General features: G+C 59.4%; 20 protein-coding genes. 6 read left to right on the forward strand and 14 right to left on the reverse strand.

The features are described 5' to 3' along the window. Window positions 1-52: 52 nt before the first annotated feature. Complete coding sequence (mtgA, locus tag DQN55_RS01385; RefSeq protein WP_048381037.1) at window positions 53-760, reverse strand: monofunctional biosynthetic peptidoglycan transglycosylase; 708 nt, start codon at window positions 758-760, stop codon at window positions 53-55. Window positions 761-839: 79 nt separating this feature from the next. Between mtgA and DQN55_RS01390 the strand changes: the two genes are divergently transcribed. The 4 genes from DQN55_RS01390 (at window position 840) to trmB (ending at window position 3,076) form a co-directional block, all read left to right on the forward strand. Next, window positions 840-1,211: a DUF423 domain-containing protein gene (locus DQN55_RS01390; protein ID WP_048381035.1), complete on the forward strand. Its 372-nt coding sequence runs from the start codon at window positions 840-842 to the stop codon at window positions 1,209-1,211. An 80-nt stretch (window positions 1,212-1,291) separates the two neighbouring features. Next, on the forward strand, window positions 1,292-1,492 hold the full coding sequence (gene thiS, locus DQN55_RS01395; RefSeq protein ID WP_048381033.1) for a sulfur carrier protein ThiS: 201 nt from the start codon (window positions 1,292-1,294) through the stop codon (window positions 1,490-1,492). 57 nt (window positions 1,493-1,549) lie between these two features. Next, the gene (locus DQN55_RS01400) at window positions 1,550-2,344 is read left to right on the forward strand and encodes a thiazole synthase (protein ID WP_048381031.1); all 795 of its coding nucleotides are present in this window, start codon (window positions 1,550-1,552) and stop codon (window positions 2,342-2,344) included. Window positions 2,345-2,353: 9 nt separating this feature from the next. After that, complete coding sequence (trmB, locus tag DQN55_RS01405) at window positions 2,354-3,076, forward strand: tRNA (guanosine(46)-N7)-methyltransferase TrmB (protein WP_048381029.1); 723 nt, start codon at window positions 2,354-2,356, stop codon at window positions 3,074-3,076. Window positions 3,077-3,196: 120 nt separating this feature from the next. Here the strand turns inward: trmB and DQN55_RS01410 are convergent, their stop codons facing one another. From DQN55_RS01410 to DQN55_RS01455, 10 genes are all read right to left on the reverse strand, one after another. Continuing rightward, a complete protein-coding gene (locus DQN55_RS01410; protein WP_048381027.1) occupies window positions 3,197-3,520 on the reverse strand; it encodes a DUF3392 domain-containing protein in 324 nt (107 codons plus the stop codon). Between the two features lie 9 nt (window positions 3,521-3,529). Continuing rightward, window positions 3,530-4,744: a radical SAM family heme chaperone HemW gene (hemW, locus tag DQN55_RS01415; RefSeq protein ID WP_048381025.1), complete on the reverse strand. Its 1,215-nt coding sequence runs from the start codon at window positions 4,742-4,744 to the stop codon at window positions 3,530-3,532. After that, entirely contained in the window at window positions 4,741-5,337 is a 597-nt protein-coding gene (gene rdgB / locus DQN55_RS01420) for an RdgB/HAM1 family non-canonical purine NTP pyrophosphatase (RefSeq protein ID WP_048381023.1), read from the reverse strand. The genes hemW and rdgB overlap by 4 nt, the downstream gene beginning before the upstream one ends. Further along, window positions 5,334-5,771, reverse strand: a complete 438-nt coding sequence (locus DQN55_RS01425; RefSeq protein WP_048381022.1) for a DUF4426 domain-containing protein — start codon at window positions 5,769-5,771, stop codon at window positions 5,334-5,336. Before DQN55_RS01425 ends, rdgB begins: the two co-directional genes overlap by 4 nt. A gap of 25 nt (window positions 5,772-5,796) precedes the next feature. Beyond that, the gene (gene metW, locus DQN55_RS01430; RefSeq protein ID WP_048381019.1) at window positions 5,797-6,417 is read right to left on the reverse strand and encodes a methionine biosynthesis protein MetW; all 621 of its coding nucleotides are present in this window, start codon (window positions 6,415-6,417) and stop codon (window positions 5,797-5,799) included. A 7-nt stretch (window positions 6,418-6,424) separates the two neighbouring features. Then, entirely contained in the window at window positions 6,425-7,564 is a 1,140-nt protein-coding gene (gene metX, locus DQN55_RS01435) for a homoserine O-succinyltransferase MetX (RefSeq protein WP_048381017.1), read from the reverse strand. Window positions 7,565-7,746: 182 nt separating this feature from the next. Then, window positions 7,747-8,043, reverse strand: a complete 297-nt coding sequence (locus DQN55_RS01440) for a DUF167 domain-containing protein (RefSeq protein WP_048381015.1) — start codon at window positions 8,041-8,043, stop codon at window positions 7,747-7,749. Next, window positions 8,043-8,630: a YggT family protein gene (locus tag DQN55_RS01445; protein WP_048381013.1), complete on the reverse strand. Its 588-nt coding sequence runs from the start codon at window positions 8,628-8,630 to the stop codon at window positions 8,043-8,045. Before DQN55_RS01445 ends, DQN55_RS01440 begins: the two co-directional genes overlap by 1 nt. A 10-nt stretch (window positions 8,631-8,640) precedes the next feature. Next, window positions 8,641-9,459, reverse strand: a complete 819-nt coding sequence (proC, locus tag DQN55_RS01450; protein WP_048381011.1) for a pyrroline-5-carboxylate reductase — start codon at window positions 9,457-9,459, stop codon at window positions 8,641-8,643. A gap of 33 nt (window positions 9,460-9,492) precedes the next feature. Beyond that, entirely contained in the window at window positions 9,493-10,179 is a 687-nt protein-coding gene (locus tag DQN55_RS01455) for a YggS family pyridoxal phosphate-dependent enzyme (protein WP_048381009.1), read from the reverse strand. A gap of 56 nt (window positions 10,180-10,235) precedes the next feature. On the opposite strand from DQN55_RS01455, the gene DQN55_RS01460 reads away from it, so the two are divergent. Further along, window positions 10,236-11,225 carry a type IV pilus twitching motility protein PilT gene (locus tag DQN55_RS01460; RefSeq protein ID WP_048381008.1) on the forward strand — a complete coding sequence of 330 codons (990 nt, stop codon included), beginning with the start codon at window positions 10,236-10,238 and terminating at the stop codon, window positions 11,223-11,225. A gap of 83 nt (window positions 11,226-11,308) precedes the next feature. On the opposite strand, the gene DQN55_RS01465 is transcribed toward DQN55_RS01460, so the two are convergent. Beyond that, window positions 11,309-11,956 carry a C40 family peptidase gene (locus DQN55_RS01465; RefSeq protein ID WP_048381006.1) on the reverse strand — a complete coding sequence of 216 codons (648 nt, stop codon included), beginning with the start codon at window positions 11,954-11,956 and terminating at the stop codon, window positions 11,309-11,311. A 252-nt stretch (window positions 11,957-12,208) separates the two neighbouring features. Here DQN55_RS01465 and DQN55_RS01475 point away from each other — a divergent pair, with 252 nt between their 5' ends. Beyond that, entirely contained in the window at window positions 12,209-12,625 is a 417-nt protein-coding gene (locus DQN55_RS01475; protein WP_019828036.1) for an NINE protein, read from the forward strand. Between the two features lie 103 nt (window positions 12,626-12,728). On the opposite strand, the gene DQN55_RS01480 is transcribed toward DQN55_RS01475, so the two are convergent. Continuing rightward, window positions 12,729-14,000, reverse strand: coding sequence for a dihydroorotase (locus DQN55_RS01480; RefSeq protein WP_048381005.1), 1,272 nt, complete (start codon window positions 13,998-14,000; stop codon window positions 12,729-12,731). Beyond that, window positions 13,997-15,001, reverse strand: coding sequence for an aspartate carbamoyltransferase catalytic subunit (locus DQN55_RS01485; RefSeq protein ID WP_048381003.1), 1,005 nt, complete (start codon window positions 14,999-15,001; stop codon window positions 13,997-13,999). The genes DQN55_RS01480 and DQN55_RS01485 overlap by 4 nt, the downstream gene beginning before the upstream one ends. Between the last annotated feature and the right edge of the window lie 17 nt (window positions 15,002-15,018).

Raw genomic sequence — 15,018 nt, forward strand, 5'->3', positions numbered from 1 at the left:
GGGGCGTTTTTGTTTGTGCAGGACAAGTTCGCTCCTACAAATAAGGTAAGGGTTACTTGCGCGAGGTATTGAGAGTGTCGAGGTAGCTGTTGCCGCCCAACTGGCGCATTTGCTGGCTGATCCAGGTTGCGCGGCGACTCACATACGGGCTGGGGTGGCTGGCACTCCAGTTGCGCGGGTTTGGCAGCACGGCTGCCAGGTAGCTGGCCTGACGCCCCGAGAGGTTTTTTGCACTCACGCCAAAGTGGTGCTGAGCTGCCGCTTCGGCGCCGAACACCCCGTCATCCCATTCCACGCTGTTGAGGTACACCTCAAGAATCCGCTGTTTGGGCCATAGCACCTCGATGAGTGCGGTGAACCAGGCTTCGAGTCCTTTGCGTAGCCAGCTGCGACCAGACCACAGGAACAGGTTCTTGGACACTTGCTGGCTGAGGGTGCTGGCGCCGCGCAAGGAGCCCCCTTGCTCGTTATGTGCAAACGCTGCGCGAATTGCACTGAAGTCAAAGCCCCAGTGTTCAGCGAATTTCTGATCTTCACCGGCAATCACAGCGACTTTCAGGTCATTGGAGATTTTGTCCCACGGGCGCCAGCTGCGTTGCAGGTCAATGGGCTGGCCATCGAACCACGATTCGACCTTGCGCTCGACCATCAGTGCGGTGCCGGGAGGCGGCACCCAGCGGAAGATCAGTACCAGCAATGCACTGCCCGCTGCGAACCAGAGCAGGGCTTTTAGAAGGCGATGAGCAAGAAAACGCAGCATAGATGGCTTGGCCGAACCCGTTGAGCGCGCCATTATACAGACCCTGTGCCAATCCATGACCCCAGACTGGAGTTCTCTCATGCTGCGTGTTTTTTTGATGCTGGCCGCTTTCTTCGGTTTTACGGGTGTTGCTCTGGGTGCATTTGCTGCGCATGGCCTGAAAAGTCGATTGAGCGAGCAGTATCTGGCCATTTTTCATACCGGCGTTACCTACCAGTTGGTACACACCCTCGCGCTGCTCGGCGTGGCATTGCTGGCGACCCAGCTTCAGAGCCGTCTGGTGACATGGGCAGGCGTTTGCTTCGCAGTGGGCATTGTGCTGTTTTCCGGCAGTTTGTATGTGTTGACGATGACCGGCATCGGCAAGCTGGGGATCATTACGCCTTTCGGCGGAGCGGCCTTTTTGGCCGGCTGGCTGTGTCTGGGGATGGCCGCCTGGCGCTTGAACTGAGCCCGCAAGATGAATGGCTTGGGTCGACCTGACTGATCGGGCTAGAATGCTGGCCCCTAAAAATGAAGGCAGCGTCGCGCATGCTCATTCAGTTGAACGGTGAATCCTTTGAACTGCCAGACGGCGAGACCGTCGCGGCCTTGCTTGTCCGCCAGCAACTGACCGGTCGCCGGGTGGCAGTCGAACTTAATCTGGATATCGTCCCGCGCAGTCAACATGCCGAGACGGTGCTCAAGGATGGCGATCAGGTTGAAGTGGTGCATGCCATCGGTGGTGGCTAGGCACTCGCTCCCTGTTTCAACCCGTCCCACTGTGCCCACAATCAAAGAGGATTCCCGATGAGCAACGTTCGCAACGACAAGCCGTTCACCCTGGCCGGCCGTACCTATCAGTCGCGCCTGCTGGTGGGGACTGGCAAGTACCGTGATCTTGAAGAAACCCGCCTCGCCATCGAGGCGTCGGGTGCTGAAATCGTCACCGTTGCCGTGCGCCGGACCAATATCGGTCAGAACCCGGGCGAGCCGAACCTGCTCGACGTGTTGCCGCCGGACCGTTACACCATCCTGCCGAACACGGCCGGGTGCTATGACGCCGTTGAAGCGGTACGTACCTGTCGCCTGGCCCGTGAGCTGCTCGATGGCCACAACCTGGTCAAGCTGGAAGTACTGGCAGACCAGAAAACCCTGTTTCCCAATGTCATTGAAACCCTCAAGGCCGCCGAGATTCTGGTCAAGGACGGGTTCGATGTCATGGTGTACACCAGCGATGATCCGATCATAGCCCGCGAGCTTGAAGCCATGGGCTGCATCGCGGTCATGCCGCTGGCCGGCCTGATCGGTACCGGGCTGGGGATCTGCAATCCCTACAACCTGCGGATCATCCTGGAAGAAGCCAAGATTCCGGTGTTGGTCGATGCTGGCGTGGGCACTGCCTCTGACGCCACCATCGCCATGGAAATGGGCTGCGAAGCGGTGTTGATGAACTCTGCGATCGCTAATGCCCAGCACCCGATCATCATGGCCGAAGCCATGAAACACGCCATTGTGGCGGGCCGTCTGGCGTATCTGGCCGGGCGCATGCCGAAAAAACTCTATGCCAGCGCCTCTTCGCCGCTGGATGGTCTGATCAAGTAAGAGCCACTGATGACTGAATCACTAGACACCCCAACCCCGGAAGAAGGCGAAGATCGCCAGCACCGTCGCATCAAGAGTTTTGTGATGCGCGCCGGGCGCATGACCGAAGGCCAGCAACGCGGCCTCGATCAAGGCACGCCGCTGTACGTACTGCCGCTGGCTGATGCGCCGGTCGACTTCGACCAGGTGTTCGGCCGCTCTGCGCCACGCACGCTGGAAATCGGCTTTGGCATGGGTCATTCCTTGCTGGAAATGGCCGCCGCTTCGCCTGAGCAGGATTTCATCGGGGTTGAGGTTCACCGTCCAGGTGTTGGCGCGCTGCTCAATGGCGTGCTGACCCAGGGCCTGACCAACCTGCGGGTTTACGATTGCGATGCAATTGAAGTCCTGACCCGGTGCGTGGCAGACAACAGCCTCGATCGCTTGTTGCTGTTCTTCCCGGACCCTTGGCACAAGAGCCGTCACCACAAGCGTCGGATCGTACAGGCATCCTTTGCTGAGCTGGTACGCTCCAAGCTCAAGCCAGGCGGTGTCCTGCACATGGCCACTGACTGGGAACCGTACGCTGAATACATGCTGGAAGTGATGAACGTCGCCCCGGGCTACCGCAATCTGGCCGAAGACGGCCTGTGCGTACCTCGGCCACCTGAGCGGCCAATCACCAAATTCGAACGCCGTGGCGAACGTCTTGGGCATGGCGTGTGGGATCTGAAGTTCGAAAAACTGGCGTAAGCGGTTTTTTCGATCAGATGTCTGTAGGAGCGAGCTTGCTCGCGATTGGATCGCTGCGGTGTTTTAGGTGAACCGTATCGATTGGATCGCGAGCAAGCTCGCTCCTACTGGATTAAAGATTCAGCGCCGATCAGCCACGACCCCGATCAACACCAGCACGACCAGCAGCACCGGCGCGAGGCTGTAGTTGTTGAACTGGCTCAGGCCGCGTTCAATCCAGGGCGTGGCGTAGATCAGGGCGGCACCGCTGCCGATCAGGCAGAGCAGGGCCATCAAGGGTACGCGCAAGGCGCCGGCAATGCTGCCCAGGCGTTGTTCGACCCAACCTTTGAAGTCTGCCCCAAACAGCACCAGCACGCAGCCGATGAGCGCCAGAGAGATCTCTGATAGATGGCCGCGGCTCCAGCGCGATACGGTGGCGAGCAGGTCGAGTACCAAGTCCATTCGATTTCCTTAGGTCAAAAAGTGCTGCAGCAAGTCGTTGAGAAACAGCTGGCCTCTGGCAGTCGCCACCAGACGTGACGGTTCGACCTGCAATAAGCCACTTTGTTCGGCGGCCCTGCGGCCAATGCTCAGGCTGTCGAGGGGCAGCCCGGTGCGCTGTGGGTAGAGTGCCGCATCGACGCCCTCAGTCAGGCGCAAGGCGTTCATTAGAAACTCAAAAGGTAGCTCTTCTGCTGTCAGTGTTTTCTCGCCAGCTTGAAAGTTTTTAGCTGGATTCAAGTAGTCCTTCGGCAGACGGGTTTTCCAGGTGCGCACGATGCGACCATCAGGGTGGCTTAATTTACCGTGAGCGCCAGCACCGATGCCGATAAAGTCGCCAAAACTCCAGTAGTTGAGGTTATGCCGTGCAGGGCGTCCCGGTTGGGCATAAGCCGATACTTCGTACTGGGCGTAGCCATGTTCGGCGAGCAGCGCCTGACCGGCCTCCTGAATGTCCCACAGGGTGTCATCTTCGGGGAGGACCGGAGGCTGGTTCCAGAACACGGTGTTGGGTTCCAGCGTCAACTGGTACCACGACAGGTGCGTCGGCTTCAGAGCGATGGCCTGGCGCAGGTCGCTCAGGGCGTCGTCCAGCGACTGATCGGGCAAGCCGTGCATCAAGTCCAGGTTGAAATTATCAAAGCCCGCCTGGCGTGCCATGTCGGCTGCACGTATGGCTTCGTCCCCGTTGTGGATGCGACCCAGTGCTTCGAGCTTGGCTTGCTGAAAGCTCTGGATGCCAATCGACAGTCGATTGATCCCCAGTGCGCGGTAAGCCACAAACTTTTCCTGTTCGAACGTCCCAGGGTTGGCCTCCAGCGTGATTTCGATATCGCTGGCAAACGGGATGCGTGCTTCGACACCCTTTAGCAGGCGCCCAAGGGATTCGGCGCTGAACAGGCTGGGCGTTCCCCCCCCGAAGAATATCGAGCTCAGTTCGCGGCCATAGACCGCGTGCAGGTCCTGGTCGAGGTCGGCCAGCAGCGCGTCGACGTACTCGTCTTCAGGCAGCACCGGGCTGGCAGTGTGGGAGTTGAAGTCGCAATACGGACATTTGCGCACGCACCACGGGATATGGATATACAGCGACAGCGGCGGTAGTTGCGTCAGCGGTTCCCGGGGCGCCTGCTGAGTAAAACCGGCCGCGCCGAGGTAGAGCGGTTGGGGCGGTGTGTCGTGGGTCATTTCAGGCCCAGGCGCTGGCGCAGCAAGACCATGGCGCGGGCGCGGTGGCTTAGCTGGTTTTTTTCGCTGGGACTCAGCTCGGCGCTGGAGCAGTTGCGCTCGGGAACCCAGAACAGAGGGTCGTAACCAAAACCGTGCTCGCCGCTGGCTGCTGTCAGGATGCGGCCGTGCCACAGGCCTTCACAGATGATCGGCAGCGGATCATCCGCATGGCGAACCAGTGCCAGAACGCACACAAACTGCGCGCCGCGCTCGGTTTGAGGCACGTCTTTCAAGGCATCGAGCAGTTTGGCGTTGTTCGCTGCATCGCCCTTGCCGTCGGCGTAGCGTGCCGAGTAAATGCCAGGCGCGCCGCCCAGGAAGTCCACCGCCAGCCCCGAGTCATCGGCCAGTGCCGGCAGCCCGGAAAGGCGTGCCGCATTGCGGGCCTTTAGAATCGCGTTTTCAACGAACGACAAACCGGTTTCATCCGGTTCGACGTTGCTGAACTCACCAATCGAGCGTAACTGCACCGACTCGCCGAGCATGGCCTGAAGTTCTTTGAGTTTGCCGGCGTTATGGCTAGCCAGTACCAGTTGCGTAAGGTTCATCATTCGATGGGAGCGACCATTTGAGAAAATTGGATGGTTTCAGATGTTGCACCGCCCGCCTTCACATGAATCTTGAATGTGAAGGTTTGCGGCCCTGCCAGCGGGAATTGGGCCAGATAGTTGATCTCGCCGCCGGTACCGACCTGACGGAAGGTCAGCGGTGCCGGCTTGGCATCGCCACTCTGTACCGTGCCCTGAACATTGGCCGGGATGTTTTTGGCATTTTTGTTGAGGGTGATATTCAACACGCCATTGGTTTTGCTGCGGGAGATTTCAAACTGGTTGGCGATCTCGGGCGTCAGGAACGTTGACGGGAACGCGTTGTAGTACACCGTTGTATCGCCAAACGTCTGCTGACGCTGTACAGCGCTGGCGTCGGAAGCGATAGCGTGCGCACCGAAGCACATTGATAACAGCAGTAATCCAATACGACCCATTGTCTTTCTCCTTGAACGCGCTGAGTTACACCGCGACTTTATGATCCTGCAGACCAGGACTGCTGACACGATAAATGCCGATCTCGCCCAACAGGTTAGGCCATATCTTGCTCGCCCACCCGTGCCTGTGTTGTTGATCTACGGCAAGGCGGTCGAGGACTCGGGCTTCGCGCTCGCGGCACAGGGCCTCAAAGTCTTCAAAGGTGCAGAAGTGAATGTTCGGCGTGTTGTACCAGGTATAAGGCAAAAACTCGGACACAGGCATCCGGCCCTTGCTGGCCAGGTACCAGCGGCAGCGCCAGTGACCGAAGTTGGGGAAGGTGATGATGCACTGACGACCGACCCGCAGCATTTCGTCGAGAATCCGGTCGGGATAGTGCACGGCTTGCAATGCCTGAGTCATGACCACGATATCGAAGCTGTTGCTGGCGAAGTTGCCCAGGCCTTTATCGAGATCTTGCTCGATGACGTTTATGCCCTTGGCTACGCACTGGGCAATGTTGTCCGGGTCGTTTTCCAGGCCGTAGCCGGTGACTTGCTTATTGTCGCGCAGCCAGCTGAGCAGTTCGCCGTCACCACAACCCAGGTCGAGCACGCGGCTGCCGGCGGGGATCCAGTCTTGGATGATTTCCAGGTCGGCTCTCATGGCGTTCTCACAGTTCAATTCGGTTCATGTAATTGCTGAAGGCTTGCAGGTAACGCGGAATCGGGATCAGGAAGGCGTCATGGCCTTGCGGCGCATCGATTTCCAGATAGCACACGTCTTTTTTGGCAGCCATCAACGCATCTACCAGCTCCCGCGAGCGGGCCGGGGAGAAGCGCCAGTCGGTGGTGAACGACATCACGCAAAACCGGGCTTTGACGCCGGCAAAGGTTTTGGCCAGGTCATTGTCGAAGTTGGCGGCCGGGTCGAAGTAGTCCAGTGCCTTGGTCATCAGCAAGTAGGTATTGGCATCGAAACGTCCGGAGAACTCTTCGCCCTGGTAACGCAGGTAGCTCTCGACCTGGAACTCGACACTGTGGAAGTCGTAGTTGAGGTTTTCGTTCTTCAGGCCGCGGCCGAACTTCTCGCCCATCGAGTCATCGGACAGGTACGTAATGTGCCCGACCATGCGCGCCAGCATCAGGCCGCGCTTGGGGATGACGCCTTTTTCCTGGAACGAGCCGCCATGGAATTCCGGGTCGGTAAGAATGGCCTGACGGGCGACCTCGTTGAACGCGATATTCTGCGCGGACAACTTTGGTGCGGATGCAATTGCCAGGCAATGACGCAAGCGATCCGGGTAGCTGATGCTCCACTGCAACGCCTGCATGCCGCCCAGGCTGCCGCCGATCACCGCAGCCCACTGGTTGATGCCGATCCGGTCGGCCAGGCGCGCCTGGCTGTGGACCCAGTCTTCAACGGTCAATACCGGGAAGTCGGCACCGAACGGGCGGCCGGTTTCCGGGTTGAGGCTGCTCGGCCCGGTAGAGCCATTGCAGCCACCCAGGTTGTTCAGGCTGACCACAAAGAACTTGTTGGTGTCGATCGGTTTGCCTGGGCCAATGCAACTGTCCCACCAGCCGGGCTTGCGCTCATCGGCACTGTGGTAGCCCGCGGCATGATGGTGACCGGACAGTGCATGGCAGATCAGCACAGCATTGCTGGCTGAGGCATTGAGCTGGCCATAGGTTTCGTAAATCAAATCATAGGCAGGCAGTGAGCGGCCGCAGGCGAGGGCCAGCGGTTCGCTGAAGTGCGCAATTTGCGGCACGACCAGACCAACGGAATCGGGGGGAAAGGCAGCTGGCATTGACCCTGCTCTCATTTAAATGAGGCGTAAGTCTAATGAGCGGGGGACGCAGCAGCAAGCAATGGTGCAAAACCCTGTAGCCGCTGCCGAAGGCTGCGATAAGGTCCGCAGGACCTTTGTCATGCTTGATAACAACGGGGTCGCTTCGCAACTCATCGCAGCCTTCGGCCGCGGCTACAGCGTCAGGGTTTTGAGTCAGCCAGCCCGGGCAAATCCGGCAGCTTTTTCGGGGCGTGCAAGCGCACGCGTTTCTGCCGGTTGAGTTCGCCACTGACCAGGCTGACCTGACTTTTGGCGATACCGAACGCCTTGGCCAGAAAGGCCATCAGGTGGGCATTGGCTTTGCCTTCAACCGGAGGGGCGGTGAGGCGGATTTTCAGGCGGTCACCGTGCAGGCCTGCGAATTCATCGCTGCTGGCCTTGGGTTGCAGGTGACAGTCGAGAATCAGGTCCTCACCGTCCCAACGGAAGTAGCTCATCAGATCAGGCCGAACAACACGACAGGCATGCCGACATACATGGCCAGAGGTGGGATCGCATAGCTCTGGATCAGCTGAATCACCATGAAGGCGAGGATCGGCGAGATATCCAGGCCACCCATGCTTGGCAGCATACGGCGAAACGGCGCCAGGGCCGGCTCGGTGATCTGGTTGACCAGCTCAGCGCCAGGGCTGGTGCTGCCCGGTGCGACCCACGACAGGATCACGCTGATGATCAGGGCGAAGAAGAACACCTTCAAGAACAGCGCGGTTACACCAATCATTGCCCACGCCAGCAGGCCGAGAATGTTGAACGGGATATAGCTGAGGGTCAGCACGACGGCAAACACCACCATTTGCACGATGATCGCCAGAACCAGCGAGGACATGTCCAGGCCGAATACGCTCGGAATAACCCGACGCAAAGGCTTGAGCAAGGGCTGCGTTGCCTTGACCGTGAACTGGCACAGCGGGTTATAGAAGTTGGCCCGTACCAATTGCAGGATGAAGCGCAACAGAACGATCAGCAGGTAGAGGCTACCCAGGGTTTGAATCACGAAAATGGCAGCGCCATTAAGTCCAGACATCATGTGCTCCTTATTGGCCCAGTTGTTCGGCCATTTCGGCCGAGCGGTGCGCGGCGGCACTCAATGCTGTTTCGACCATGGCTTCAAAGCCGCTGGCCTGGAATGATTTGATTGCAGCTTCAGTGGTGCCCGCAGGCGAGGTCACGCGGCGGCGCAATTCGGCGGCGTCGACATCGCTGCCCACGGCCATGTGCGCAGCGCCGAGCGCCGTTTGTTCGGCCAGCTGTTCTGCCACATCGCGCGACAGACCCAGTTTGACGCCTGCATCGGTCATGGCTTCGATCAGCAGGAAGAAGTACGCCGGGCCGCTGCCGGATACGGCGGTTACTGCGTCGATCTGCGCTTCAGCGTCAACCCACACCACGGTGCCTACGGCGCTGAGCAGTTCATCGGCCTGCTGGCGTTGCTCAGTGGTCACGTCCGGGGTGGCGAACAGGCCGCTGACGCCTTTGCCCAGCAGCGCAGGTGTATTAGGCATGCAGCGCACCAGGGGCTGGCTGCCCAACCAGTTCAGCAGGCTGGCGCAGGTGATGCCGGCGGCAATCGAGACCAGCAGCTGATGGGGCTTGAGGTGGGGGCGCAGGTCCTGGCACACCGCCTTCATGGCCTGTGGCTTGACTGCGATCACAATCACGTCAGCGTCCTGAATCGCCTGCGCGTTGTCGGCAAATAGCTCGATGCCGTGTTCGGCGGCTACTTTGGCCCGAGTTTCAGCACCGGGATCGCTGGCGCGGATCTGTGCGGCGTCCAGACCTTTGGCCCGCAGGCCACCGATCAGGCTGGACGCCATGTTACCTGCCCCGATAAAGGCAATACGCATCTTGCTCATAACCGATCCTTCTAAAAAATGAGAGTGGTTTTCTCAGGCCTGGCCATAATCACGGGCGCCAAAGAGTGCAGTACCAATGCGCACCCAAGTGGCACCTTGGGCGATGGCCGACTCCAGGTCGTGGCTCATGCCCATTGAAAGCGTGTCGAGCCCCAGATTCAGGCTTTCTTGCAGGTGACGTACCGTGGCAAACGCACGGTCTTGCTCGGCGCGGTCTTCGGTCGGCTCCGGAATGGCCATCAGGCCGCGCAATTTCAGGCGTGGCAATGCACTGATCGCTGCTGCCAGCGCAGGCAAGTCTGCTGGAGTACAGCCCGATTTGCTGGCTTCGCCACTGACATTGACCTGAATGCAGATATTCAGGGGCGCCAGCTCTGCCGGGCGTTGTTCAGACAGGCGCTGAGCAATTTTCAGGCGGTCTACAGAATGCACCCACTCAAAGTGCTCGGCGATATCACGCGTCTTGTTCGATTGAATGGGGCCAATGAAGTGCCAACTCAAGGGCAGGTCGGCTAATTCAACCTGTTTGGCACGTGCTTCCTGAAGGTAGTTTTCGCCAAAGTCGCGAATCCCGGAGGCATAGGCTTCACGCAGTGCGGTCGCGGGTTTGGTCTTGCTGACAGCGAGCAGGTGAACGCTCGTTACATCACGTTGCACAGCCAGGGCCGCAGCGCGGATGCGAGCCTCAACCAGCGCAATATTGCCTGCTATCGTGGACATCGATTAAGCCCGCCGTTGTGAAAGTCTGCGGCATTCTACTGGAATTGGGAGGGGGGATGGATATCGCCGACCTGTTGGCGTTTAGCGTCAGGCATGAAGCTTCGGACTTGCATTTGTCTGCGGGTGTTGCGCCCATGTTGAGGGTGAACGGCGAGATGATGCGCTGCGAGCTGCCCGTGCTGGCGCCGGCGCAGACGCAGGCCCTGATCCGCAGCGTGATGACGGATGCCCAACGCATTGCTTTTGAGACGCACCACGAAGCCGACTTTTCATACGTAGTGCCCGGGCTGGGCCGCTTTCGGGTTAATGCGTTCAAGCAGCAGCGCGGTGATGGTGCGGTGTTTCGTAGCATTGCCGGGACGGTGCCGAGCCTGGAGTCGCTAGGTCTTGGCGAGGTTTTCCGCCAGCTCTGCAATACGCCGCAGGGTCTGATCCTGATCACGGGGGCCACCGGCTCGGGGAAGACCACCACCCTGGCGGCAATGATCGACCACCTTAATAGCACTCGCCAGCAGCATATTCTTACCATCGAGGACCCTATCGAGTTCATCCACGCGTCGCGCCAATGCCTGATCAATCAACGCGAGGTGCACCGCGACACCCACAGCTTTGCCGCAGCGCTGCGTTCGGCTCTGCGCGAGGACCCGGATGTGATCATGCTGGGTGAGATGCGTGATCTCGATACCATCCGCCTGGCGCTGACAGCTGCGGAAACCGGGCATCTGGTCTTGGCCACGCTGCACACGCCTTCGGCGGCCAAGACAATCGACCGGGTGGTAGACGTGTTTGCGGGTGAAGAAAAGGCGATGGTACGGGCCATGCTGTCCGAGTCATTGCAGGCGGTGATATCTCAGACGCTGGTCAGGAAGCCGGGCGCTGGGCGTGTGGCGGCCCACGAAATCATGTTGGGCACGCCAGCGATCCGCAACCTGATCCGGGAGAACAAGGTGTCGCAGATGGTCACGGCCATCCAGACGGGCGGGGCGCTTGGCATGCAGACGCTGGAGATGAGCCTGAAGCGGCTGAGGGATAAAGGCGAACTGTAGGAGCGGGCTTGCTCGCGACACGGTTTTTTAGAAACACCGTAGCAATTTCATCGCGAACAAGCCGTTCCTACAGGGGCAGGGCTTTAGCGCTGAACAAGCTGCAGGCTGGTTTGCTGTTTAGGCAACACGCGCTTGGCGACCACATAATGGTTCTGCCAGTACGGCTTCTTCAGGGTGTCGATGCTGACCGACTTGCCGCGACGCGGGGCATGGATAAACCGGTCGTTGCCCAGGTAAATGGCGACATGGTTGACCCTGCGGCTCTTGATGTTGAAGAACAGCAAGTCGCCGGGCTTCAAATCCTTGCGGTCGACTTTTTGTCCATGACCGCTGGCCATGGCACTTGAGGTGCGTGGCAGATCAACCGCCGCGACGTCGTTAAAGGCGTATTTGACCAGCCCGCTGCAATCAAACCCTTTACTTGGGCTGCTGCCGCCCCAACGATAAGGGGTGCCCAGCACGTTGACCGCACGGCTCAATACCGTACTGCTTTGCTCGTTGGCGGCAATCAGGGCAGCCGAGGCAATTTTGCCCGGAACCTTGTGATGGACTTTACTGGACGCAGAACGAGCGATGGTTTTGCTGTTGGAGGCGACCACACGAGTACCCGCAGATGATTTTGCGGTGTAGCCAGTGAAGCCTGAAGGAAGATGTTGCTCACGATTGGTGGCGTGGGCAGCCAGTGGTATTAACAGGCAAATGGTTAGCCATGTCTTGAAAAAAGGACGCATTCGGCAGGGCTCTATGGTGGTAAGCGCGAAACTTTATAACAGCTTTTTTGTCCTTTCTCAGTCCGTTTGTCGATTGGGCTGAGGAGGGGAAAAGCGTAATCCCGGTGGCAAATTGTCGCATCGCAGCGACGCAAGTCAGGTTCTATAAGGGTTTGCGCCAAATTTTGTAAGACACTTTTACCTGTCGCGTGGCAGTAAAAAAGTCACAAAAAAATGAACAATTTTTTTCTATCAGCTTCAAAGGGGACATCTATGAGTGGCTATCGAGACGACATACAGCGTGATACGCACAGTAAAGTGCTGGGTTATTTGCTGTGGATTTTCGGTTTTCTGGGGGCGCACCGCTTTTACTACGGCAAGCCGGTAACCGGGACTATCTGGTTTTTTACCTTGGGTCTGTTGGGCATTGGCTGGCTGATCGACTTGTTCCTGATCCCGAGCATGGACCGGGAAGCCGACTTGCGTTTTACGTCGGGTGATACCGACTACAGCGTTGCCTGGATTCTGCTGACGTTTCTGGGGCTGTTCGGCGTACATCGCATGTACATGGGGAAATGGATCACCGGCATCATCTATCTGTTTACCGGTGGTTTGTTCCTGATCGGTATTCTGTATGACTTCTGGACGCTCAACACCCAGATCTCGATCAAGAACGCCGAGCGTCGTTAAGTCACCGGCGTGTAGCCGTTGCCGCAGGCTGCGATCAGGTCAGGGACCTTTCAATAGCTGAGGGCTGCTTCGCAGCCCATCGCAGCCAGCGGCTACAGCTTCATCAGCCTTCGTAGCTGATTCGGCCATCTACCAGCGTGTAACGCACGGCACTCGGCAGGCAATGGCCGAGGAACGGGCAGTTATCGCCTTTGGAATGCCACTTCTCACCGACCACGGTCGAGGCCGCCGGGTCGAACAGCACCAGATCCGCCGCTGAACCCACCTTCAGGTGTCCGGCCGGCAAGCGCAAGGCGGCAGCCGGGCCGGCGCTGAGACGTGCCAGCAGTGTCGGCAGATCCAGCAAGCCGTCGTCTACCAGCGTCATGGCCAGCGGCAGCAGCACTTCAACGCTGCTGATGCCCGGTTCGGTTGCCCCGAAAGGCGCCAGTTTGGCGTCACGTTCGTGGGGCTGGTGATGGCTCGAGATGGCTTGCACCACACCGGACTTCACGGCTTCACGTAGACCATCGCGGTCGGCGCGGGTGCGCAACGGCGGCTGCACGTGGTACAGGCTGGAGAAATCCACCAACGCTTCGTCGGTCAAAATCAGCTGGTACAGCGCCACGTCAGCGGTAACTTTCAGGCCGCGTGCCTGGGCTTGGGCGATCAGGGCGACACCTCGAGCGCTGGTCAGCTGGCTGAAGTGCGCGCGTACGCCGCTTTGCTCAACCAGCAGCAGGTCGCGGGCCAGGGCCACGGTTTCGGCGGTTTCCGGAATCCCCGGCAAGCCGCGGAATGCTGCCATCGGGCCGTCGTGGGCAATGCCGCCTTCAGCCAGATCACGATCCTGGGAGTGGAAAATCACCGTCAGGTCGAAAGTGGCAGCGTATTCCAGTGCCCGGCACAAGGTTCGGGTGTTGGTAAAGCTGTTGAGGCCGTTGCCGAAGGCGACACAGCCGGCATCCCGCAGGGCAATCAGCTCGGCCAGCTGTTCACCGTCCAGGCCTTTGCTCAGGGCACCCACCGGGAATACTTTGCAGTTTCCGGCTTCACGTGCGCGATCGAGGATCAGTTCGGCAACGGCCGAGGTGTCCAGTACCGGTTTGGTGTGGGGTGGGCAGCACAGGCTGGTCACACCGCCGGCAGCAGCGGCGCGGGTCTCGCTGGCAATCGTGCCTTTACGGCTGTAGCCCGGCTCGCGCAGCGCGACGTTCAGGTCCACCAGCCCCGGTGCCGCGACCAGGCCGGTGGCATCGAGGGTTTGAGTCGGGGTAAAACCGGCGGGAGCCGAACCGATGGCAATGATCTTGCCGGCTTCCAGATGCAGATCGGTCACTTGATCCAGTTGGCTGCTGGGGTCAATGACGCGGGCGCCGAGAATGCTGAGCTTCACTGGGCGTTCTCCTGTTCGAATTGGCGCTGGGCTGTTTGTCCGCTCATGGTCATGGACAGCACCGCCATGCGTACGGCGATGCCATAGGTCACCTGGTTGAGAATCACCGAGTGCGGGCCATCGGCTACGGCCGACTCGATCTCGACGCCGCGGTTGATCGGGCCCGGGTGCATCACAATGGCATCCGGCTTGGCGCCGGCCAGGCGTGCAGTGGTCAGGCCGAACAGGCGATAGAACTCGCCCTCGCTTGGCAGCAGGCCACCGGCCATGCGCTCACGTTGCAGGCGCAACATGATCACCACGTCGACGTCTTTCAACCCTTCTGTCATGTTGGTGTAGACCTTCACACCGTATTGCTCGATACCGATCGGCAACAGGGTTTTCGGGGCAATCACGCGGATGTCCTGGCAGCCCAGGGTCTTGAGCGCAATCATGTTGGAGCGCGCAACCCGCGAGTGCAGGATGTCGCCGACGATGGCCACCGAAAGATTTTCAAAGCCGCCCTTGTGCCGACGGATTGTCAGCATGTCGAGCATGCCTTGGGTCGGGTGCGCGTGGCGGCCGTCCCCACCGTTGATGATCGCAACTTGCGGGCACACGTGTTCGGCGATGAAGTGGGCGGCACCGGAATCACCGTGGCGCACGACAAACATGTCGGCAGCCATGGCCTCAAGGTTGCGCAACGTGTCGAGCAGGGTTTCACCCTTGCTCGCGGACGAAGTCGACACGTTCAGCGTGATGACGTCGGCAGACAGGCGCTGGGCGGCCATTTCGAACGTGGTACGGGTGCGGGTGGAGTTCTCGAAGAACACGTTGCACACGGTCTTGCCGCGCAGCAGCGGGACTTTTTTCACCGCACGGGCGCCCACTTCAAGGAACGAGTCGGCGGTGTCGAGAATTTCGGTCAACAACTCGCGGCGCAGGCCGTCGAGTGACAGGAAATGGCGCAGCTGGCCCTGATCATTGAGCTGAAGCGGGCGCTTGGCGTCTATAGGCGTCATCGCAATGGTCTCGTCTC

Source organism: Pseudomonas taetrolens (assembly GCF_900475285.1).
In the GTDB taxonomy this organism is placed as follows: domain Bacteria; phylum Pseudomonadota; class Gammaproteobacteria; order Pseudomonadales; family Pseudomonadaceae; genus Aquipseudomonas; species Aquipseudomonas taetrolens.

Coding starts and splice junctions, on each gene's coding strand:
- DQN55_RS01465 (WP_048381006.1), bottom strand. CDS start 11,956: ATGCGTCCTTTTTTCAAGACATGGCTAACCATTTGCCTGTTAATACCA.
- metX (WP_048381017.1), bottom strand. CDS start 7,564: ATGCCAGCTGCCTTTCCCCCCGATTCCGTTGGTCTGGTCGTGCCGCAA.
- DQN55_RS01425 (WP_048381022.1), bottom strand. CDS start 5,771: ATGGGTCGTATTGGATTACTGCTGTTATCAATGTGCTTCGGTGCGCAC.
- DQN55_RS01390 (WP_048381035.1), top strand. CDS start 840: ATGCTGCGTGTTTTTTTGATGCTGGCCGCTTTCTTCGGTTTTACGGGT.
- rdgB (WP_048381023.1), bottom strand. CDS start 5,337: ATGATGAACCTTACGCAACTGGTACTGGCTAGCCATAACGCCGGCAAA.
- mtgA (WP_048381037.1), bottom strand. CDS start 760: ATGCTGCGTTTTCTTGCTCATCGCCTTCTAAAAGCCCTGCTCTGGTTC.
- DQN55_RS01475 (WP_019828036.1), top strand. CDS start 12,209: ATGAGTGGCTATCGAGACGACATACAGCGTGATACGCACAGTAAAGTG.
- DQN55_RS01440 (WP_048381015.1), bottom strand. CDS start 8,043: ATGAGCTACTTCCGTTGGGACGGTGAGGACCTGATTCTCGACTGTCAC.
- DQN55_RS01455 (WP_048381009.1), bottom strand. CDS start 10,179: ATGTCCACGATAGCAGGCAATATTGCGCTGGTTGAGGCTCGCATCCGC.
- DQN55_RS01485 (WP_048381003.1), bottom strand. CDS start 15,001: ATGACGCCTATAGACGCCAAGCGCCCGCTTCAGCTCAATGATCAGGGC.
- DQN55_RS01460 (WP_048381008.1), top strand. CDS start 10,236: ATGGATATCGCCGACCTGTTGGCGTTTAGCGTCAGGCATGAAGCTTCG.
- DQN55_RS01400 (WP_048381031.1), top strand. CDS start 1,550: ATGAGCAACGTTCGCAACGACAAGCCGTTCACCCTGGCCGGCCGTACC.
- DQN55_RS01445 (WP_048381013.1), bottom strand. CDS start 8,630: ATGTCTGGACTTAATGGCGCTGCCATTTTCGTGATTCAAACCCTGGGT.
- thiS (WP_048381033.1), top strand. CDS start 1,292: ATGCTCATTCAGTTGAACGGTGAATCCTTTGAACTGCCAGACGGCGAG.
- trmB (WP_048381029.1), top strand. CDS start 2,354: ATGACTGAATCACTAGACACCCCAACCCCGGAAGAAGGCGAAGATCGC.
- hemW (WP_048381025.1), bottom strand. CDS start 4,744: ATGACCCACGACACACCGCCCCAACCGCTCTACCTCGGCGCGGCCGGT.
- proC (WP_048381011.1), bottom strand. CDS start 9,459: ATGAGCAAGATGCGTATTGCCTTTATCGGGGCAGGTAACATGGCGTCC.
- metW (WP_048381019.1), bottom strand. CDS start 6,417: ATGAGAGCCGACCTGGAAATCATCCAAGACTGGATCCCCGCCGGCAGC.
- DQN55_RS01410 (WP_048381027.1), bottom strand. CDS start 3,520: ATGGACTTGGTACTCGACCTGCTCGCCACCGTATCGCGCTGGAGCCGC.